Source organism: Streptomyces iranensis, assembly GCF_017874715.1.
Taxonomy (GTDB): Bacteria; Actinomycetota; Actinomycetes; order Streptomycetales; family Streptomycetaceae; genus Streptomyces; species Streptomyces iranensis.
In genome coordinates, this window is record NZ_JAGGLR010000017.1 from 92491 (window position 1) to 112325 (window position 19835).

Below are 19835 nucleotides of genomic sequence, written 5' to 3' on the forward strand. Positions count from 1 at the left end.
CTCATGACAGACTTATCCCCCGCCCCCATGGGGCGCCGAAGAGTACTGCTCGCCGGAAGCGCCGCCGCGGCGGCCATCGGAATCGGCGCGGGCACGGCCGCCGCCCGCCCGGAGTCGGCCGCGGCGAGTGATACGGCCGCCGGATCCGCGGCCCCCGGGACCGCCACGGCCACCGGGACCACCACGGCCACCGGGCCCCGCGACGCCGCCGCCATCTGCACGCTCACCAAGGAGCTCACCGAAGGCCCGTACTACCTCGACCACGCCCTCGTACGCGCGGACGTCGCCGAGGACAAGAAGGGAGTCCCGCTCGAACTCGTCCTCACCGCCGTGGACACCGCCACCTGCGCGCCGCTCGACAAGGCGCTGGTGGAGATCTGGTACTGCGACGCGCTCGGCGAGTACTCCGGCTTCGTCGGCAACAACGGCCACCAGGAGCCGGACAACGGCAAGTTCCTGCGCGGCGGCGTGCTCACCGGCACCGACGGGGTGGCCAAGCTCACCGGGATCTACCCCGGCTGGTACCGAGGCCGCTGCATCCATGTCCACCTCAAGGTGCACACGGGTGTCACGCTCACCCCGGACGGCTCGTTCACCGGCGGCAACGAGATCCACACCGGTCAGCTCTTCTTCGACGAGAAGATCACCGAGGCGGTGGCCAAGCTCTCCCCGTACTCCACCAACACCGTCCCCCGCACTCCCCTGTCCGCCGACGGCATCTACGGCAACGGCGGCACCGCCGCCGGGCTGCTCGCCGTGACGGCGCTGGGCAGCACGCCGTCCGCCGGTTATCGCGGCACGCTCACGGTCGGCGTCGACCCGGACGCCTGACCGGCCGCCGCGCCCCGTCCCCCGTTCCGTCCACGCCCCCGCCCGGCACCCCGGGCGGGGCCTTCACGCCCGGGGTGCTCAGGCCAGGCGGATGACGTTCCAGGACATCGGCTCCAGCGTGGTGCGCAGGGCGCCGTCCGCGAGCTCCGTGCCCTCGCCGGGACGCGGGGTGACGCGCTCGGGGTCGGTGAGGGTGTTACGGGCCTCGGGGTCGGCGTCGGCGAGGACGGTGTGCTCGACCACGCGGGTCACGGGGAGGGCGCGCAGCGCGATCTCCAGCGGGAGCGGCCGGTGCTGATCGCGGTTGACCGCGAAGACCGTCACCGCGCCGGTGGACTCGTCGAGCACGGCGGTGGCGTGCAGCAGCGGCACCTCACCGTAGACGGAGGTCTCGTACGCCGGGCTGTCGGCCTCGACCCGCAGCACCCGCCCGCGCCCGTGGGCCGACGCCTGCGCGAAGGGGTAGAAGGTGGTCTGCCGCCAGGCGGGGCCGCCCGGTTCGGTCATGATCGGGGCGATGACGTTGACCAGCTGGGCGAGGCAGGCGACCGTGACGCGGTCGGCGTGGCGGAGCAGGGCGATCAGCAGCGAGCCGACCACGACGGCGTCGGTGACGGAGTAGTTGTCCTCCAGGAGGCGCGGGGCCTCCTCCCAGTTGAGCGGCTCGGCGTTGTGGTAGTGGGTCTGGTACCAGACGTTCCACTCGTCGAAGGAGAGGTTGATCCTCTTCTTCGACTTCAGCCGGGCGCCGATGTGATCGCAGGTGGCGACGACGTTCTCGATGAAGGACTCCATGTCCACGGCCGAGGCGAGGAAGGAGTCGCGGTCGCCGTCGCGCTCCTCGTAGTAGGCGTGCAGGGAGATGTGGTCCACCAGGTCGTAGGTCTGCGTGAGGACCGTCGCCTCCCAGGTGGCGAACGTCGGCATGGACTGGTTGGAGCTGCCGCACGCCACGAGCTCCACGTCCGGGTCGATCTGCCGCATCGCGCGGGCGGTCTCGGCGGCGAGCCGTCCGTACTCCTCGGCCGTCTTGTGGCCGGTCTGCCAGGGGCCGTCCATCTCATTGCCCAGACACCACAGTCCGATGCCGTACGGATCCTTGTCGCCGTGGCCGATCCGGAGGTCGGCGAGGGCGGTGCCGGACGGGTGGTTGGCGTACTCCTGCAGCTCAAGGGCCTCGGCTACGCCGCGGGTGCCGAGGTTGAGCGCCATCATGGGCTCGCCGTCGACCTTACGGACGAAGTCGATGTACTCGGAGAGCCCGAACCGGTTGGTCTCGGTGGAACGCCAGGCCGGATCGAGCCGCCGCGGCCGCTCCCCGACCGGCCCGACACCGTCCTCCCACTTGTAGCCGGAGACGAAGTTGCCGCCCGGATACCGGATGACGCTGACGCCCAACTCCCGGATCAGCGCGAGGACATCGGTGCGCAGCCCGGCCTCGTCGGCGGCCGGGTGGCCCGGCTCGTGGATGCCGGTGTAGACGCAGCGTCCGAGGTGCTCGACGAACGAGCCGAAGAGGCGGGGGTCGACGTCGCCGACGGCGAAGGCGGGGTCGAGGGTGAACCGGGCGGAATCGGTCTGCGGCATGACGGCCCATCTCTTCGGGTGTCGCGACTGCGCATATGCGCGCCCGCGCGACTATTCGACATATCGACCAGCGCTCGTTTCTTCGAACGCGACCGTAAGATCTCGCCACGGCGTGCGTCAATGGCAGGACGGCACCCGGTGAGCGGAGGCGCTGGGCGGCCGGACCCCCGTGCTCGGTCAGCCGTGCTCGGTCAGCCGGTGTGCAGGATCCGGAAGCGATCGCGTTCCGCCGGATCCCGATCAACGACCTGGATCGGCGGCCAAGTCCACTGCCACACGCCGCTGCCCGGCGTGCGGGAGAACCGGATCCGCCCGCGGGTGCCCTCGACCGCGACGCGCGGCCAGGACGCGGCGATGCGCGCCCGGTCCGTGCCCTGAGCACGCAGTACCTCGGCGAGGACGGCGACCGTGTCGTAGCCCTCGAAGGCGACGAAGGAGGGCGCCGCGGCCAGCCGCTCGCGGAGGGCCGTCTCGACGCGTGCGCCGAGTGGGCTGAGGCGCTTGGGCAGGTAGCGCAGGAACGGGATCGCGGCGCCGTCGTCGCCCAGCGACATCGCCCATTCGGCGAACTCCGGCTGCCCGGCCGGAGCCCCCATCATGATCTCGGCGAGGCGCTGGTCGCGGCGGACGGACCTGACGATCGACACGGCCGGCTCCGGGTGGCCGACCAGAAGCAGGAGGGCCGTCGCGCGATGGGCGACGAGTTCGTCGCACAGGGCCTCGGGGGCGAGCGCGCGCATGTCGAGTTCGATGACGGTGCCGCCGCGCGGAGCGAGATGGTCCCGCAGAAGGCGGGCCCCGGCCGCCCAGTAGACACTCGGCTCGGCTGCCACGGCGATGCGGCGGTGGCCCGCGCCGAGGAGGAAGTCCCCGTAGATCCGCCAGCCGTGGGACTGCGCCGGGGCGAGGCGCGCGACCCAGTCCGTCGGCTGTTCGGTGAGCGCGTCGAGAACCGCCGACGAGCAGAGGAACGGCAGGCGGAGGGCGTCGGCCCGGACGGCGGCGGCACGAGCGACGACGCTGTGATACTCCCCCGCCAGGGCGGCCACGCCCAGGTGGGCCAGTTCGTCCACGGCCGCCGCGGCCCGCTGGGGATCGGCCGCGGTGTCCCGGACCACCAGCTCGAGTGGTCTTCCGGCGATCCCGCCGTCGTCATTGACGTCGCGTACGGCCAGCTCGAGGCCCGCGAGCACGTGTTGGCCCGCCCCGACCCAGCCGGGCCGGGTCAGCGGAACGAGAGCACCGATCCGGACGGATGGTCCGTCTCGCCGTGGCGGGCGTGCCTGGGTGACCATGCCGGACATTGCATCCGCCGCCGTCGCCGACAGGCAACCGATTATGTGTTCGCCGCCCTGCCAGGCACCTCGCCCCGCTCCCTACGACGGGCGGATGCCGGTGTTGGACAGCCTCAGCCGGAGCTCCCGCTCCTGGTCGCCCGCCACCGCGCCCTGCTCGCGTACCTCGAAGGCACGGGCCAGGAGGTCCGCCATCCGCCGCACCGGGAGGGGACCGCCCTGGAGGTCGGCGGTGACGGGGGCCGTCAGGGAGGCCGGGCGCGGCTCCGCGCGTGGGTCGGCCACCTCGAAGACGGACGTCCACACCGTGGGCCGCCCCTCCCCCGCGTTCTGCGGAAGATTCGCCGTCGCCTGGTCGGACGCGTAAGCCGTGCGCAGCACGCCGAAGACGGTCTCGGCGTCGTCCCGCGAGATTCCGCTCACCGCCACCAGCACCTGCGAGGCGGACCGGGGCTGTTCCGGACCGGCCGTCGTGGACATGGGGCCACCTTTCCCGTCGTTCCGAGCTCTTTCGGTTCCCCGGGTACCCGCCCGCCCCCGACCCATCACCTCGTGAGCGATCCCTTGACCCACCTCACCGCCGCCTCTAGCGTGCGGCCGACGTTACGGAAACGTTCCGGAACTTTTCGGAGCCGGGAAGGGAAGTTTTCGTGATCACTTCGGTCCGCACAGCCCTCGTCGGCGCGCTCGCCGCCACACTGCTCCCGCTCATCACACCGTCAGCCGCCGCGGAACCACTCCGCGGCGGCACCGTGGATTTCGGAAGGCGTCTCCAGCCGATCGACGGTTTCGGCTTCTCCCAGGCGTTCCAGCGCGCCGATCTGATGCACGGCGCACAGGGCCTGACCCCGGAACACCAGCGCGAAGTGCTGGATCTGCTGCTGAACCGCGCCACGGGCGCCGGGTTGAGCATTCTGCGGCTCGGCATCGGCTCGTCGTCCGACGAGGTCTACGACCACATGAAGTCCATCCAGCCCACCGACCCGGGCGGCCCGGACGCGCCCCCGCGCTATGAGTGGGACGGCGACGACGGGGGCCAGGTGTGGCTGGCCAAGGAGGCGCGGCGGTACGGCGTCAAGCGCTTCTACGCCGACGCCTGGAGCGCGCCGGGCTATATGAAGACGAACGGGACGGACGCGAACGGCGGCACGCTGAAGGCGGAGTGGCGACGGGCGTACGCCGACTACCTGGTGCAGTACGCGAAGTTCTACCGCCAGGAGGGCGTACGCATCACCGACCTCGGCTTCACCAATGAGCCGGACCTCGCCACGTCCTACGCCTCGATGCGGTTCACCCCGGAACAGGCGGTCGAGGTGATCAAGGCGATCGGCCCCACCGTGCGGCGGGCCGGGATCAATCTGCTGTGCTGCGACGCGGCCGGATGGGACGAGCAGGCGTCGTTCTCCGCCGCGATCGAGGCCGACAGCACCGCCGCGGACCAGGTCGCGGTGCACACGGGCCACCCGTACGTCACCCCCTCCGACCAGCCCCTGCCGACGACCCGCCGCACCTGGATGTCGGAGTGGAGCCCCAACGGGACGACGTGGAACGAGGCATGGGACGACGACAGCGGCTATGACGGCTTGGCGGTGGCGGAGGCGATCCACACGACGCTCGCGGACGCGGGGGCGAGTGGATATGTGTACTGGTTCGGCGCGTCGGTGGGCGCCACCCGGGGGCTGATCCAGCTGGACGGCCCGGACTACCACGTCTCCAAGCGGCTGTGGGCCCTGGCCGCGTACAGCCGCTTCATCCGGCCCGGGGCGGTACGGGTCGCGGCGGACTCCGGGGCGGACGGGGTGAAGACGACGGCCTTCCGGAACCGGGACGGCCGACGGGTCCTGGAGATCCTCAACACCGGTGAGGAGCCGGTGCGCGGGGACTACGCGCTACGTGGCGGAGGAGACGGGGGCGGAGACGCGCGGGGCGCGGGCGCGGTCTACCGGACGGATGAGACCCATGCGCTCAGCCGCGTCGGAACCGCGCGGGTGCGCGACGGACGGCTGGCGGTCGAACTGCCGGGCCGTTCGCTGACGACGGTGGTACTGCGATAGCCGGGGCCGCCCCTGCCACACGGGTGGCAGGGGCGGCCAAGCCGACCTCGGTCCGCTCGAACCGTCAGTCCTCGAAGGCGACGATCATCTTGCCGGTGTTCTCCCCACGGAGCATCCCGAGGAAGGCGTCCACCGCGTTCTCCACACCCTTGATGACGGTCTCGCGGTAGTGCAGCTTGCCCTCGCGGATCCAGCCGCCGACCTCCTGGAAGAACTGCTCCTGAAGGTGCTGGTGGTCCCCGACCAGCATGCCCTGGACCCGCAGCCGCTTGCCGATGACCATCGCGAGGTTGCGCGGGGCGGGGGTCGGCTCGGTGGCGTTGTACTGCGAGATCATGCCGCAGACGGTGATCCGGCCGTGCGCCTTGAGGCGGCTGATGGCGGCTTCGAGGTGCTCACCGCCGACATTGTCGAAGTAGACGTCGATCCCGTCCGGCGCGGCCTCCTTCAGCTGGTCGGCGACCGGGCCGCTCTTGTAGTTGAACGCCGCGTCGAAGCCGTACTCGTCGAGCAGCACCCGGACCTTCTCGTCCGAACCGGCGCTGCCGATCACCCGGGATGCGCCCTTGAGCTTGGCGATCTGGCCGACCTCGCTGCCGACCGCGCCCGCCGCGCCCGAGACGAAGACCGCGTCGCCCTCCTTGAAGGAGGCGACCTCCACCAGCCCCGCGTAGGCGGTGAGACCGGGCATGCCGAGCACCCCGAGGTAGGCGGGGAGCGGGGCGACCTCGGGGTCGACCTTGACGGCGCTCTCGGCGTCCACCGTCGCGTACTCACGCCAGCCGCCGAAGTGCAGGACGTGGTCGCCGACGGAGATGCCCTCCGCGTTGGAGGCGATGACCTTGCCGACCGCGCCGCCTCCCATCGGCTGGTCCAGCTCGTACGGCGGCGCGTACGACTTCACGTCGTTCATGCGGGCGCGCATAAACGGGTCCACCGACATGTAGAGATTGCGGACCAGCGCCTGTCCGGAGTCCGGCTCGGAGACCTGGGCTTCGCGCAGCGCGAAGTCCTCCGGCTTCGGCCAACCCTGGGGGCGGGCGACCAGGTGCCATTCACGGCCGGTGGTGGGGATGACGGACATGGAAGGGGCCTCTCCTATGCTTCAGCAGATGAAACAATCATGCTGCTGGATATTTCATGTTGTCAAGTAAATGGGTACCCTGGTGGGCATGACGTCCCGCATCGACCCGCTGACCCTTGAGGTCGTCGAGCTCATCGGCACCATCGTGGCCCGCTATCACGAGGAATACGAGGAGGCGGCGGCCAAACACTCCCTGACCGGGGCACAGGCCCGGGTGCTGGGCCTGCTGACCGGCGGCCCGACACCGATGCGACGGCTCGCCCAGCAGCTGAAGTGCGAGCCGTCGAACGTCACCGGGATCGTGGACCGCCTGGAGTCGCGCGGCCTCGCCGAGCGCCGCCTGGACCCGGCCGACCGCCGGGTCAAGCTGGCCGCCGCCACCGAGGCGGGCCGCGAGACCTCCGAACGGCTCCGGGGCTCGCTCGACTTCGCGCGCGAACCGCTGGCGGAGCTCTCGGACGAGGACCGGACGGTGCTGCGCGACCTGCTCAAACGAATGCTGGGCACCACGCCGTAAGGCCGCGCCGCGGAGCCGCATACCGATGCTTTCCCCTCCCCGCCCCTTCCCGATACCAGGGGCCCGCTCCCTGGACCCCGGGGCCCGGGGCAGAGCCCCACCACGCGGCAGAGCCGCACATCGACACTCCGGGAAGGGGCTGAACCCCAGCCCGGGACCTCGGGCAGAGCCCCAAGGCGGCGCGATCGGGCGGGCGCTCCCTACGTGCACCACCACAGGAAGCGCTGGCAGGTCTCCGTGGGCGTCGGGGTCGGCGTCGGTGCGAGGGTCGCCGGGGCGGTGGGTCTCGGGTTCGACGGGGTGGTGGGCCGGTGGGTCGCCCCGGAGCCGCCCGGGGACGACGGGGAGTCGTCCGACGGGTCGGAGGACGAGGCGTCGTCCGGATCGGGCGAGGTGTCGTCGTCCTCGCCCTTGGACTTCCCACCGTCCTTGCCCTTGTCCTCGCCCTTGTCCTTGGACGACTTTCCGTCCTTGCCGTCCGCCGCCGAGGGGCCCGCGCTCGGGCCGTTCGTGCCCGTGACGATCGTCTCGGCGGATTCGGTCACACCGCCATCGCGGTCGGCCACCGGCTCCTGCCGCCTGTGCGCCGGGGAGGACTCCCGCCAGTGCCCCTCGGTGGCCAGCTCGGCCACGAACACCGCGACCAGCACCGGGCCGAGCACCGACGCCAGGATCGCCACCCGGCGCCCCCGGCCCCGGCGGGCCCGACGGGCGCGGCGGCCGAAGAGGCCCCGGGACTTGGGCTTCCGGCGCGAGGCGCGAGTGGTGCCGGAGGCACGGGAAGCGTGGGCCGTACGGCGGTCCGCCCGCCGTTCCGCCCGCGTGGCGGGCGCCTCGGCCCCACCGCCGCCCTCATCCGCCGCGTCCGACACGGCAGAGGGCAGCCCGAGTTCCTCGACGGGCCTCCCGCATCCAGGGCAGGAGACGGCACCGTTGAGATGGCGGCGGCAGGGAGAGCAGTAATCCATTTCGCCGGGCAGGTTATGTGACCAACGGGTAGGTCAGCAGGACGCGGGGTGTGTGGATCCTGTGCAAAGAACCGTACGAAGGCCCTCGTCAGGCCCCTGCCGTCCGGCGGGCCGGGGACGGCCGGGGCCCGCCAGGCCCCGCTCAGCCGCCGAAGGCGGGCTGTGCAAGGCCCTGCCCCGCACCCTGGATGACCAGCAGCGATCCGGCGAGGGGCGGTGCGGAGGCGCCGAGGCCGACGCGTGCCGAGGTCAGATACAGATCGGTGAGGTCCGCACCGCCGAAGGCACACGCGGTCGGGCGCGGGAACGGCAGCTCCACCACCCGATCGAGTGTCCCGTCAGGGGCGTAGCGACGGATCGCGGCGCCGTCCCACAGCGCGACCCACACCGCACCGTCGGCGTCCACGCACAGCCCGTCCGGGAAGCCCGCGCCCTCCTCGACCTCGGCGAACGGCCGCCGGCCCGAGACCACCGGACCATCGGGGTCCTCGACGTCGAAGACGTCGAAGACGTCGATACGGCGGGTGGGGGTGTCGATGTAGTACATGAGGCGGCCGTCCGGGCTCCAGCCGATGCCGTTGCTGACCGTCACCTCCGGCAGAAACTCCGTATGGGAGCCGTCGGACCCGATCCGGGAGAGCGTGCCGCCGCCGGCCCCCTCGTCGTAGCGCATGGTGCCCGCCCAGAGCGAGCCGTCGGGCGCGACGGCGGCGTCATTGCCCCGGCGGCCGGGGACCGCCTCGCGCAGCAGCCAGTCGAAGCCGCCGTCCGCCCCGTACACCCCGATGCCGTCGCGGAGGTTGACCACCAGGCCGCCGCCCGCGCGGGGCTTGGCCGCGCCGACGTGCTGCTCGGTGCCCAGGGTGGTACGGCGGCCGGTGGCGGGGTCGTAGGTGTGGACGCGGGAGGAGAGGATGTCCACCCAGATCAGCCGCTGGGCGGCGGCGTCCCAGGTGGGTCCCTCACCGAGCACGGCGCTCGCGCGCACCGCGATCTCGAGCGATGGCCGTGTGCTCATATGTCCCGCCTCCGATGTCCCAGGCGCACCGACAGTTCACCCGCGCCCTTGGCCGCCAGTTCCTCCAGCTCGGTCTGGCGCTCATCGCTCCAGCGGATCGTCGGCACCGAGATCGACAGCGCCGCGACCACCTTCCCCGCGGAGTCCCGTACGGGAGCCGCCACGCAGTTCACATCCGGGTTGGACTCCCGCTGCTCGACCGCGATGCCGCGCTCGCGCACGGTGGCGAGGTGACGGCGCAGTTCGTCGGGGGAGGTGACGCTGTTGTCCGTCATCGCGGGCAGCGGCTGCTCGCCGGACAGCCGCGCGGCCAGGGCGTCCTCCGGGAGGGAAGCGAGCAGCATCTTGCCGACCGAGGTGCAGTGGGCGGGCAGCCGGCGGCCCGCGGCGGAGACCATGCGGACGGCGTGGGTGGAGTCGACCTTGGCGATATAGATGACGTCCATGCCCTCGAGGATCGCGACATGCACGGTCTCGTCGCAGGTCTCGGCGACGCTCCGGGCCACCTGCTGGCCCTCGGCGGCCAGGTCGAGCTGCTCGGCGTAGCGGCTGCCCAGCTGGTACGGCCGGACTCCGAGCCGATAGCGGCCGGGCTGGTCGGGAACCTGGACCAGATAGGAGCGAGCGGCCAGAGTGGTCACCAGCTCATGGACCGTCGTACGGGGCAGCCCGAGCCGACGGGTGATCTCGGGTGCGGAGAGCGTGCCGTCCCCGTCCAGGAAGAGCTCGAGTATGTCCAGAGCCCGTGTCACCGCGGGCACCAGGCGTCCCATAGTGCTCGCCCTCCCCTTCTGGTTCAGATGGCAAGCGTTCGAGATTCCGGCCGGTGGCCGGTATCGCGAACACAGGTTATGCGGAGGGGACTTACCCCGGCAATGGTCCGGCAAAGCCACGATGTGCCGGGAAGCGCTTGCGCCACCGGACGGGGACGCACCCGTACGCCACGATAGGAGCCATGGATTCCGCGCCCGGCTCATTCGCTCAGCCCGACTCGTTCCCCACTCCCTTCCCCTTCGTCCTCGTACTGCTGCGCCGGATGGCCGACCATCAGCCGGGGCTGGTCGAGGACGCGCTGCGCGAGCTGGGTTTCGGGCGTGCGGTGATGCGCGAGGCCAACCGCCGCTGGCAGGCCATGCAGCGCTCGCCGCGGCGGCGCTCGGCGGTCGCCCGCTACCGCTCCGTGCTGGGCCCGCCCGAGTCCACCGCCACCCGCCGGATCGGCGATCTGACCTGCGAGGCACTGAGCTGGTCCGTGCCGCTGTGGCCGGATCTGCGGTTCGAGGTGCTCACCGCGCCGAACGGGGCGGTGTGGAACGAGTGGCTGGTGCGCGCTCCGGGCGCCCCCGGGCCCCGGTTGCGTACGGCCGCCGACCTCATGCCCTGGTCCTGCACGGTGGACGAGGTGGCGCGCGCCTTCGCGCCCGCACGGCCCATGGAGGGCTCGGCGCCCACCCGCTGGCGGCTCGCCTTCGACGCGCCGGAGGCGGAGAACGGTGAACTCCGCCACTATGTGGCGGAGTTCACCTGGGGACTGCTGCAGCGTATGGAGGACGTCAGGCCAGCTTCGCCGACAGCGTGATCTCCGTACCGGCGAGCGCCTGGCTCACCGGGCAGTTCTTCTTGGCGTCCTCGGCCGCCGCGGCGAACGCGGCCTCGTCCAGACCCTCCACCGTGCCCTCGACGGTGAGGTGGATACCGGTGATCCCGGTGCCGGGCTGGAAGGTGACCTCGGCCTGGGTGGTCAGCTGAGTGGGCGGGTTGCCCGCCTGGGTGAGGCCGTGCGAGAGCGCCATCGAGAAGCAGCTGGAGTGGGCCGCCGCGATCAGCTCCTCGGGGCTGGTCTTGCCGTTCGCCTGCTCGGCGCGGGACGGCCAGGAGACCGGCTGCTCGCCGATGCCGGAGGAGTCGAAGGTGACGGTCCCCTTGCCCTCGGCCAGATTGCCCTGCCAGACGGTGTGCGCGGTACGCGTCGTAGCCATGCTCGCTGTTCCCTGCTTCCTGTCGGACGTGCGGTATGCGTATACGGTCGGAGACGATCAACCGGCGGGGGTGACACCGCTTGCGGTGGCACCCTGTCCGGAGATCGACTCCGAGCCTACGTTCCAGGCGACCATGGCCGGGCGACCATGCTCACTTCCCAGTCGACTGACGGTCGCGGTGTCCAGCCGGAAGAGCGCACCGGCGGCCGGGGGCAGGCCCAGCCGCCGCGCGGTGAGCACCCGCAGGACGTGGCCGTGCGCCACCAGCACCACATCGGCGCCGTCGGCCGACTCCAGCTCGGGGGCGATCCGGGCGAGCACCCGGTCCACCCGGTCCCCGATCCGCTCGGGTGACTCACCGGGGTGGTCGGGACCGGCCGACGGCACGCCGTCGGTCCACAGGTTCCAGTCGGGGCGGGTGCGGTGGATCTCGTCGGTGGTGATGCCCTCGTAGCCGCCGTAGTCCCATTCGCGCAGGTCGGACTCGACGGTCAGATCCTCGAGCCCGGCGAGCCGCGCGGTCCGCAGGGCCCGGTCCATCGGGCTGACCAGGATCAGCCCGATCTTCCGTGCGGCGAGCGGCCCGCGCAGGGCCCGTGCCTGCTCCTCACCGCGTCCGGTCAGGGGCAGATCGGTCCAGCTGGTGTGCTTGTGCGCCCGGCTCCACTCGGTTTCGCCATGCCGGACCAGCAGCAGCTCAGCCACGGTCGCCGGATGCCTTCTCCTCGCCCGCGACGCCCTGCTCCTTCTCCTCGTCGATGGCGTGCTTCTCGTTCGCCGCGGCGGCGATGGAGGCGCGCACCGTATCCATGTCCAGGTCGCGGGCCTGGCCGATGAGGTCTTCCAGGGCCGGCTCGGGGAGGGCGCCGGGCTGGGCGAAGACCGCGATGTTCTCCCGCACGATCATCAGCGTGGGGATGGACTGGATGTCGAAGGCGGCGGCCAGCTCCGGCTGGGCCTCGGTGTCGACCTTGGCGAACAGCAGATCCTGGTGGTGCTCGGCGGCCTTCTCGTAGATGGGCGCGAACATCCGGCACGGCCCGCACCAGGAGGCCCAGAAATCAATCAGTACGAATTCGCTCCCGGACACGATCTCGTCGAAGTTGTCCTTGGTGAGCTCGACGGTGCTAGTGCTCATGCCTGCGTTACCCGCTTCCGTACGTCGGCAGATGCCACATGCACGGTAACCCCGCCACCGCCCGCCGTTATTCCGGGCCGGTGGCGGGTCGGCGCCATTTCCAGGGCTAGCCCGCCCGGAAGCGTATGCCCAGGTCGGCGGGGGTGAAGCGGCGTACGTCCCCGGTGGAGAGCCCGCGGTCGGTCCCCCGGAGGATCCAGAAGCCGCCCGTCCTGCCGCGGCCGTAGCCGGGCGCGGCGGCGACCACGTCCTCGTGTCCGTCCCCGTCGACGTCGAGCAGCGGGGGCTGCGGGGCGAAGGCGTCGAAGCCGTACGGGGTGTGCCGACCGGGCACCCCCGGGGTGTCCAGGTCCAGGGACTGGACCCCGCCGCGCTCCCGGCCGTGCCCCTGGCCGTGCCCCTGGCCGTGCTCCCGGCCGCGCCCCTGGCCGTGTTCCCGGTGCGAGCCCTTGGCCTGGTCGGGGGCGTACTCGCCGCCGCGCCCGTGCCGTGAGCCGGGCAGCAGGGTGAGCCGGCCGTTGCCGTTGTTCTTCTCCGGGGTGGCCACGACGAGGTCGGGGCGGCCGTCGCCGGTGATGTCGCCGACGGCCGGGGAGCCGCCGAAGCCGTCGCCGCGCCGTGCGTCACCGGGCATGCCCGGGGCGGACTGATCGACGGTGAGATCAGCACGCCCTCTCCCCAGACCGGGCTTGGCCCCGTGGACGACGGTCAGCCGTCCGGAGGCGCGGTGGCGGCCGGGGCCGAGGGTCCCCTGGCCGGGCGCGAGCAGATCGTCGATCCCGTCGTGGTCGGCGTCCCCGGCCGTGGGCTCGCGCGGACCGTCCTCCGTGCCGAGGGCGTGGGCCAGGCGCGCCTCGGGCCGCTTGTCCCGCACCAGGCCCTTGGGGCCGCCGCGGTAGTGGGCGACGGGGGTGTCGAGGGGGGCGGTGTCGCCGGGTTCCGGCTGGTCCGCCTGGCCGAGGCCGTAGCGGTAGGTCAGCACCACATCGGTGCGGTGGTCGCCGTTGAAGTCCCCGGCCGTGGCGGTGGCGGGTGCGCTGCGGCGAGGCCGGTCGGTGGGGCCGGTGGGGAGCGGGGCGGTACGGGCGGGGTGAGCCTTGGCGCCGAACGGCCCGTACAGCACGCGTACGGCACTCCGGCCGGCACCGCGGCCGGCGCCCCGGCCGTCACCGCGGCTGTCACCGCGGCCGGCACCGCGGCCGGCGCCCCGGCCGTCACCGCGGCTGTCACCGCGGCCGTCACCGCGGCCGTCACCCTGGCCGTCCGCCGCCGAGGCCAGCAGGTCGGCCGCGCCGTCCCCGTCGAAGTCCCCCACGGCCAGCGCCAGGAATCCGGCCCCGCCGCCGCCGAGCGGGCGCGGTGCGGCCAGCCCTCGGGGGCCGCCGCGCAGCACCACCGTCTCCCCCTTCCGCTCGGCCCGCGGCGAACTCCCGTGCCGGAACCGCGCCGTCACCAGGTCGGTGAATCCGTCCCGGTCGAGATCGGTGCGCAGCAGGGGGCCCACGTAGTCGTCCTCGGCGCCGTTCACGACGAGGCGGTGCCGCGGGTCGAGGCCGTGCGCCCCGCCGTAGACCACCGCGAGCCGGGCGGGCAGCGGTCCCCGGGATGCGCTGGTGGGGCGGACGGCGGTGGCGAAGTCGTCGTAACCGTCGCCGTTGAAGTCCCCGAGCGAGGCACCGGCCGCCCCCTTGGTGGTCCCCTCCACCGGCCTCCGCCCCTCGTGGCCGCCCTCGCTGCACCCGGCGAGCAGCAGCACGGACACGGCCACGGCCACGGCGGCGACGGGAACGGGAACGGACGAACGCACGGCGACACCTCGCAAGGCGAATCGAGCGGACGGGCTTCACCGCTCAAGGACTCCAAGGAGCGCGCTCGGGTTGCCTGGCGGCCGCCCCCGCCAAATACACGCGACACCGGGCGCCGACCTTGCGATCATGACGCCTGACCCCTGGCCCCTGGCCCCCGGACGAGAAAGGGCGATGCGCGATGCCGGCCATACCCGCCGACCCGACCGTGCTGCACCCGATGCCCGAGCAGCCACGGGTGGTGCTGCTCAAGCCACTGATCACCTCGCCGCTGATCGAGGTCGGGGAGTTCTCGTACTACGACGACCCGGATGAGCCCACCGCGTTCGAGACCCGCAATGTGCTGTACCACTACGGGCCGGAGCGGCTGGTCATCGGGAAGTTCTGCGCGCTGGGCGAAGGGGTGCGGTTCATCATGAACGGCGCCAACCACCGCATGGACGGCCCGTCCACGTTCCCCTTCCCCATCATGGGCGGCTCGTGGGCCGACCACTTCGACCTGATCACGGGCCTGCCGGGCCGGGGCGACACCGTGGTGGGCAACGACGTCTGGTTCGGATACCGGGCGATGGTGATGCCCGGCGTGCGTATCGGCCACGGCGCGGTCATCGCCTCCGGTTCCGTGGTGGTGGACGACGTTCCCGACTACGGCATCGTCGGCGGCAACCCGGCCAAGCTCATCCGCCGCCGCTACGACGACGAGGACATCGCCCGGCTGCTGGCCCTGGCCTGGTGGGACTGGCCGCTCGAGCACCTCACCGCCCATCTCCGCACGGTCATGTCCGGAAGCGTGGACGAGCTGGAGGCGGCGGCCCCGCGGTAGGGGGTGTCCGGGGGGCCTCGACGCCTGCGGGTGGTGACGCCTGGGGCGGGCTGCTCCCCTCCCCGCCCCTTCCCACAACTGGGGCTCCGCCCCAGACCCCGAGATCCAGGGGCGAAGCCCCTGACAGCCGGAAGGGGAAACCATCGGCTTGCGGCTCCGCCGCGTAGTGGGGCTCCGCCCCAGACTCCGGGGTCCAGGGGCGAAGCCCCCAACAGGGGGAAGGGGAAACCATCCACATGCGACCCCGCCGCATTGTGGAGCCCCACCCCAGACCCCGAAGTCCAAGGGCGAAGCCCCCAACAGCGGGAAGAGGAAACCATCCACATGCGACCCCGCCGCGTAGCAGGGCCCCACCCCAGACCCCGAAGTCCAAGGGCGAAGCCGCTGACAGCCGGAAGGGGAAACCATCGGCATGCGGCTCCGCCGCGTAGTGGGGCTCCGCCCCAGACTCCGGGGTCCAGGGGCGAAGCCCTTGGTAGCGGGAAGGGGCGGGGAGGGGAAAGATCCGCCCCCGCCCCCTACCTCAGCTCTCGAGGCTCATGTACAGACGAGCCCCCCGCGGCTCAAAACCGACGCGTTCGTAGACGCGGCGGGAGCCCTCACCCGAGTACTCCAGCCAGACCGACCGGGCCCCCCGGGCGAACATCGTCTCGGTCAGCGCGGCGGTGACCGCGGCGGCGACGCCCCGGCCGCGGAAGGCGGGCCGGGTGCCCACGCCCGCCAGTTCGGCGGTGCCCACGGCGGGAGCCGAGCAGATGGCCCCACCGGCGCAGCCCCCGTCGGGCGCCCGGACGAACCGGACCGCGCCGCCGTCCTCCTGGACGCGTCGCAGCCGGGCCGCCCCCTCCTCGGAGGCGGCGAACTCACTGGCGAACGCCTCGGACAGCGCGGCGTCGATCCCCCGGTAGTCCTCGTCCGTGGCCGGAACCGCCACCGGAACGGCCGCCGTGCCCCGCGGAACGGCGAGCCGTTCCGGGGTGCACACCAGATACGCGTGCGTGGCCTCCACGCCGAACCCCGCCTCCCGCAGCGCGGGCTCCACGTCTGGCGCGGCGTCCGGCGCGAACTCGAGCCGGGGCTTGAGTCCGCGCACCCGGAACGCCCCGACCAGCTCCATGACGTCCCGGGTGGTGGGCCGGGCGCCGGGAAGCGGGGTCGCGTAGTTGATGTACGGGCTGGTGGTGCCGGGATCGAACCCCGCCACAAAGCCCCCGACCTCGACAGTTGCGGGGCGGCGGCGGAGGTTGGCTACGGCGAAACTCTGGACGTCAGTGCCCATGGTGAAGTGACCTCACGGATCAACGCGGCGGAAGGCGCCGCGGAAGGAAGCGGTGTACGGATACATGGGGCCGCCGTGAGGAGACGGGTTGCCGGCACCGATCGCTCAGTGCCGACGGCGGCCGCTGGGGGACGCCGGGTCCATGGGCTTCAGTCCTTTGACGGATATGTGACAGATAGTGAATCGCCACGCGGAACATAACGCACGGCGTGGCCGGGTGACACATGGTTTTCGCGAGGCGGCGCGTCAGTCCGCCCACCGCTTGACGCGGCGTCAGTCGCCCAGCACGCCACGGAACTTGCCCGGAGGATTGACGCGGACACACCACGACTCTACCGTCTCGTCACATCTCGGCGTTCATAACGAAACACCAACTTCATATACATGGACACGCGGTCCATACCAACCCCCCACGGGAAGGCAATTCCCATGCGCATCCGTACGCTGCTCACCGCGCTGGCGACCGTGACCACCGTCATCGGTGGCCTGGCTCTCGCGGGCCCCGCCGGCGCCTCCCCCACGGCCACCGCCCCCACCTCCCCCACGGCCGCCTTCGCCGACCCGTCGAAGGCGCCGGGCGGCAACTTCGACCTCTCGGTGTGGCAACTCCAGGAGCCGGTCGGCTCCCCGGGCAAGCCGACGACCATCCCCTCGTCCCGGCTCCAGGGGGCGAGCGGTTTCCAGGACGACTACTTCTACACCGACAAGCGCGACGGGGCGATGACGTTCTGGGCGCCCGAAAAGGGCGTCACCACCCCGAACTCCAACTACGCCCGCTCCGAGCTGCGCGAGATGAACCGCAACGGCGGCGCCGCGGACTGGTCGCTCGGCGGCTCGCACAAGCTGCAGGCGACCCTGCGCGTGGTGTCGGTGACGAAGAACGTCTGCGTCGGCCAGATCCACCTCGGCTCGGGCGGCTCCTCCACGAAGCCGCTCGTGGAGCTGTACTACCGCGCCAACGGCGACATCGTCCTCGGCACCGAGAACTCCCCCGCCGGCGGCCAGACGCTGCACAACGTGGGCCATGTGTCGGTCGGCAAGACATGGAACTACACGATCGGCGTCTCCGGCGGCGACACCATCGACCTGACGGTCAACGGCAGCACGACGCACTACGACATCCCGTCGTCCTTCTTCCAGTACAAGCAGTACTTCAAGGCGGGCTCGTACAACCAGTCGTCCTCCGACAGCACGACGAACGGAGCGCGCGTCGGCTTCTACGGGCTGACCGTCTCCCACGGCTGAGCCCCAAGGCCCGGCGGCCAAGGCGGCCGCCGGGCCTTGTCGCCGCTAGGACGTCCGGCCGCCGAAGACCTCGGCCACCTCCGGGATGCGGTCGATGTAGCCGTCGAGCAGCTTGCGGCCGACGGTCACCGAGTCGACCAGCGGGTGGAGGGAGAACGCCTTCGCGGCATCGGTCCGGGAGCCGGTGACAGCGGCGCTGATGGTGAGCCGCTCGACCGCCTTGACCTGCTGCATCAGCCCGGTCTGGGACAGATCGGGCTGGGTGATGGTGTGCGGGTGGACACCGTTCGCGTCAACGGTCACGGGCACCTCGACGACGGCGTCGTGAGGGAGGCCGGAGACGGTGGTCCCGTTGCGCACATTGAGGATCATCGTGGTGCGTTCATTGCGGCTGATCGCGGCCATCACGGCGAGGGCGACCCCGGCATACCCCTGGTGCGCGGGGTCCGGCCGGAAGTTCTCGTCCGGCTGGGCCTCTCCCTGGACGGCGCCCTTGGCCTCGGCCATGTAGTTGGCGCTGCGGTCGGCGATGGTCTTCCGCCACAGCGACACGGCCGAGCCCGCGGCGGCCTCCGTCACCCGCTGGTAGAACTCCTGTTGCTGGCGGGCCAGGAACTCGCCGCGGGTCTGCGGAGCGTCGAGGATGGACCGCACGGCCTCCCGGTTGAAGTAGTAGTAGTACAGGTACTCGTTGGGGATCACACCGAGGTCGCGCAGCCACTCGCGCCCGAAGACGACGCCCTCCTCCAGGTCGCCGAGGCGCTGCTCGTCGGCGAGCAGACGGGGCAGGATGTCCTCGCCGTCGTGCAGGACGCGGCGCATCCAGCCGAGGTGGTTGAGACCGACGTAGTCGAACTGGGCCCGGGACGGGTCGAGGCCGAGGGTCGTGGCGATGCGGCGGCCCAGACCCGACGGCGTGTCGCAGATGCCGAGGACCCGATCGCCGAGGACGCTCTGCATCGCTTCGGTGATCATGCCAGCCGGGTTGGTGAAGTTGATGACGTAGGCGTGCGGGGCCAGGCGCCGTACCCGGTGCGCGATGTCGAGCATGACGGGGATGGTGCGCAGCCCATAGGCCAGACCACCCGGGCCGGTGGTCTCCTGGCCGAGGACGTCGAGGTCGAGGGCGACCCGCTCATCGCACATCCGTCCCGTCAGCCCGCCCACGCGGATGGCGGCGAACACGAAGTCGCTGCCCTCCAGGGCGTCGTCGAGCGACGTGGTGACCGTCACCCTGGGCGCTTCGGCATGGCCGTCGGCGAACTGGGCGAGCACTTCGGCCATGGCCTTGAGCCGGGCCGGGTCGGTGTCGTACAGCCACACATCGTCGATACGGGGGGAGCCCTGATCGTGCAGCAGGGCCTGGTAGACGTAGGGCACGCGGAATCCGCCGCCGCCGAGGACGGTCAACTTCATGCGAGTATCACCTTTCCGTCCGCCTCGCGGCAGAGCTGGAGCGTGTTGGGGTCGGCACCGCTGGTGGTGATCAGGACGTCGAGGTCGGAGAGCGAGCACACGCGCAGCGATCCGGTGCCGGGGAACTTGGTCTCGGCGGCGACCAGGACGACCTTCCCGGCCGTCTCGATCATGGCCTGTTTCAGGGGGGCCTCGACGGCCATGTTGTCCACCACATGGCCGCCTGCCCGCACTCCGGTGCAGCTCAGGAAGAGCAGGTCGGCGCTGACCTGACGGAGGGCCTGCTCGGTGAGCGAGCCGACCAGGGACTGGTAGTTGCGGCGCAGCACGCCACCGAGCATCACCAGCCGTACGGCGTCGTCGTCGCGGAGTTCGTCGAGCACCGGCAGGCTGCTGGTGATGACGGTGACGGGACGGCCCCGCAGTCGGCGAGCGATGGCCAGGGGGGTGGTTCCGATATCGAGGACGATCACGCTGTCGTCCTCGACCAGCTTCACGGCCTCCTCGGCCATCGCGTCCTTCAGCGCCTCGTCGCGCGAGATGACCACGTCGAACGGAATCTCTTTCTCCGTCTCCGCACCGGCGGCCTCCGCGCCCCCACGCAGCGACAGGGCCGCTCCGCCATAGGTGCGGACCAGCTCGCCGTTGCGGTCGAGGAGGGTCAGGTCCCGGCGAATCGTGGATTCGCTGACCTGCAGGTTCTCGGCGAGCTCGCGTACCGAGGCCACTCCGGTCGACCGGAGTGACTCGACGATCTTCGCATGTCGTTTGCGTGAAGTCACGCACTGACGATAGC

The 19835-nt window shown here is 71.7% G+C and carries 20 protein-coding genes; 6 read left to right on the forward strand and 14 right to left on the reverse strand.

Features of this window, described 5'->3' with window-relative positions; all coding sequences use genetic code 11:
• Nucleotides 1-3: 3 nt before the first annotated feature.
• Nucleotides 4-831: an intradiol ring-cleavage dioxygenase gene (locus tag J2Z30_RS29285; RefSeq protein WP_372453324.1), complete on the forward strand. Its 828-nt coding sequence runs from the start codon at nt 4-6 to the stop codon at nt 829-831.
• Between the two features lie 78 nt (nt 832-909).
• Here J2Z30_RS29285 and arfA read toward each other — a convergent pair whose 3' ends face one another.
• The 3 genes from arfA to J2Z30_RS29300 all read right to left on the reverse strand — a co-directional run bounded on the left by arfA (nt 910) and on the right by J2Z30_RS29300 (nt 4193).
• Nucleotides 910-2418: an arabinosylfuranosidase ArfA gene (gene arfA / locus J2Z30_RS29290; protein ID WP_044575907.1), complete on the reverse strand. Its 1509-nt coding sequence runs from the start codon at nt 2416-2418 to the stop codon at nt 910-912.
• A 191-nt stretch (nt 2419-2609) separates the two neighbouring features.
• A complete protein-coding gene (locus tag J2Z30_RS29295; RefSeq protein WP_044575904.1) occupies nt 2610-3722 on the reverse strand; it encodes an ABC transporter substrate-binding protein in 1113 nt (370 codons plus the stop codon).
• Between the two features lie 72 nt (nt 3723-3794).
• Nucleotides 3795-4193 (reverse strand): hypothetical protein, encoded by a 399-nt coding sequence (locus tag J2Z30_RS29300; RefSeq protein ID WP_044575900.1) that lies wholly within the window; start codon nt 4191-4193, stop codon nt 3795-3797.
• Nucleotides 4194-4363: 170 nt separating this feature from the next.
• Here J2Z30_RS29300 and J2Z30_RS29305 point away from each other — a divergent pair, with 170 nt between their 5' ends.
• Nucleotides 4364-5767 (forward strand): glycoside hydrolase family 30 protein, encoded by a 1404-nt coding sequence (locus tag J2Z30_RS29305; protein WP_044575897.1) that lies wholly within the window; start codon nt 4364-4366, stop codon nt 5765-5767.
• A 64-nt stretch (nt 5768-5831) separates the two neighbouring features.
• Here J2Z30_RS29305 and J2Z30_RS29310 read toward each other — a convergent pair whose 3' ends face one another.
• Complete coding sequence (locus tag J2Z30_RS29310) at nt 5832-6851, reverse strand: NADP-dependent oxidoreductase (RefSeq protein ID WP_044575894.1); 1020 nt, start codon at nt 6849-6851, stop codon at nt 5832-5834.
• 88 nt (nt 6852-6939) lie between these two features.
• Between J2Z30_RS29310 and J2Z30_RS29315 the strand changes: the two genes are divergently transcribed.
• Nucleotides 6940-7368, forward strand: coding sequence for a MarR family winged helix-turn-helix transcriptional regulator (locus J2Z30_RS29315; protein WP_044581982.1), 429 nt, complete (start codon nt 6940-6942; stop codon nt 7366-7368).
• 200 nt (nt 7369-7568) lie between these two features.
• Here the strand turns inward: J2Z30_RS29315 and J2Z30_RS51070 are convergent, their stop codons facing one another.
• The 3 genes from J2Z30_RS51070 to J2Z30_RS29330 all read right to left on the reverse strand — a co-directional run bounded on the left by J2Z30_RS51070 (nt 7569) and on the right by J2Z30_RS29330 (nt 10127).
• Nucleotides 7569-8336 carry an SCO2400 family protein gene (locus J2Z30_RS51070; protein ID WP_209468886.1) on the reverse strand — a complete coding sequence of 256 codons (768 nt, stop codon included), beginning with the start codon at nt 8334-8336 and terminating at the stop codon, nt 7569-7571.
• A gap of 142 nt (nt 8337-8478) precedes the next feature.
• Nucleotides 8479-9354, reverse strand: a complete 876-nt coding sequence (locus J2Z30_RS29325; RefSeq protein WP_044575889.1) for an SMP-30/gluconolactonase/LRE family protein — start codon at nt 9352-9354, stop codon at nt 8479-8481.
• Nucleotides 9351-10127 (reverse strand): IclR family transcriptional regulator, encoded by a 777-nt coding sequence (locus tag J2Z30_RS29330; RefSeq protein WP_044575886.1) that lies wholly within the window; start codon nt 10125-10127, stop codon nt 9351-9353. The genes J2Z30_RS29325 and J2Z30_RS29330 overlap by 4 nt, the downstream gene beginning before the upstream one ends.
• Nucleotides 10128-10309: 182 nt before the next feature.
• On the opposite strand from J2Z30_RS29330, the gene J2Z30_RS29335 reads away from it, so the two are divergent.
• Nucleotides 10310-10933: a hypothetical protein gene (locus J2Z30_RS29335; RefSeq protein WP_044575884.1), complete on the forward strand. Its 624-nt coding sequence runs from the start codon at nt 10310-10312 to the stop codon at nt 10931-10933.
• Here the strand turns inward: J2Z30_RS29335 and J2Z30_RS29340 are convergent.
• The 4 genes from J2Z30_RS29340 to J2Z30_RS29355 all read right to left on the reverse strand — a co-directional run bounded on the left by J2Z30_RS29340 (nt 10908) and on the right by J2Z30_RS29355 (nt 14278).
• Entirely contained in the window at nt 10908-11333 is a 426-nt protein-coding gene (locus tag J2Z30_RS29340; protein ID WP_044575881.1) for an OsmC family peroxiredoxin, read from the reverse strand. The two genes, J2Z30_RS29335 and J2Z30_RS29340, sit on opposite strands and share 26 nt — an antisense overlap.
• Nucleotides 11334-11390: 57 nt before the next feature.
• Complete coding sequence (locus tag J2Z30_RS29345) at nt 11391-12038, reverse strand: histidine phosphatase family protein (RefSeq protein ID WP_044575878.1); 648 nt, start codon at nt 12036-12038, stop codon at nt 11391-11393.
• Entirely contained in the window at nt 12031-12471 is a 441-nt protein-coding gene (gene trxA, locus J2Z30_RS29350) for a thioredoxin (protein WP_044575875.1), read from the reverse strand. The genes J2Z30_RS29345 and trxA overlap by 8 nt, the downstream gene beginning before the upstream one ends.
• Nucleotides 12472-12577: 106 nt before the next feature.
• Nucleotides 12578-14278, reverse strand: a complete 1701-nt coding sequence (locus J2Z30_RS29355) for an FG-GAP repeat protein (protein ID WP_209468887.1) — start codon at nt 14276-14278, stop codon at nt 12578-12580.
• A 179-nt stretch (nt 14279-14457) separates the two neighbouring features.
• Between J2Z30_RS29355 and J2Z30_RS29360 the strand changes: the two genes are divergently transcribed.
• The gene (locus tag J2Z30_RS29360; RefSeq protein WP_044575867.1) at nt 14458-15099 is read left to right on the forward strand and encodes a CatB-related O-acetyltransferase; all 642 of its coding nucleotides are present in this window, start codon (nt 14458-14460) and stop codon (nt 15097-15099) included.
• Between the two features lie 523 nt (nt 15100-15622).
• On the opposite strand, the gene J2Z30_RS29365 is transcribed toward J2Z30_RS29360, so the two are convergent.
• Nucleotides 15623-16378, reverse strand: coding sequence for a GNAT family N-acetyltransferase (locus J2Z30_RS29365; protein ID WP_044575865.1), 756 nt, complete (start codon nt 16376-16378; stop codon nt 15623-15625).
• A gap of 429 nt (nt 16379-16807) precedes the next feature.
• On the opposite strand from J2Z30_RS29365, the gene J2Z30_RS29370 reads away from it, so the two are divergent.
• Entirely contained in the window at nt 16808-17623 is an 816-nt protein-coding gene (locus tag J2Z30_RS29370) for a polysaccharide lyase family 7 protein (protein ID WP_107073367.1), read from the forward strand.
• Between the two features lie 45 nt (nt 17624-17668).
• Here J2Z30_RS29370 and J2Z30_RS29375 read toward each other — a convergent pair whose 3' ends face one another.
• Nucleotides 17669-19039 (reverse strand): 6-phospho-beta-glucosidase, encoded by a 1371-nt coding sequence (locus J2Z30_RS29375; RefSeq protein WP_044575863.1) that lies wholly within the window; start codon nt 19037-19039, stop codon nt 17669-17671.
• Nucleotides 19036-19821, reverse strand: coding sequence for a DeoR/GlpR family DNA-binding transcription regulator (locus J2Z30_RS29380; RefSeq protein WP_107073366.1), 786 nt, complete (start codon nt 19819-19821; stop codon nt 19036-19038). The genes J2Z30_RS29375 and J2Z30_RS29380 overlap by 4 nt, the downstream gene beginning before the upstream one ends.
• Between the last annotated feature and the right edge of the window lie 14 nt (nt 19822-19835).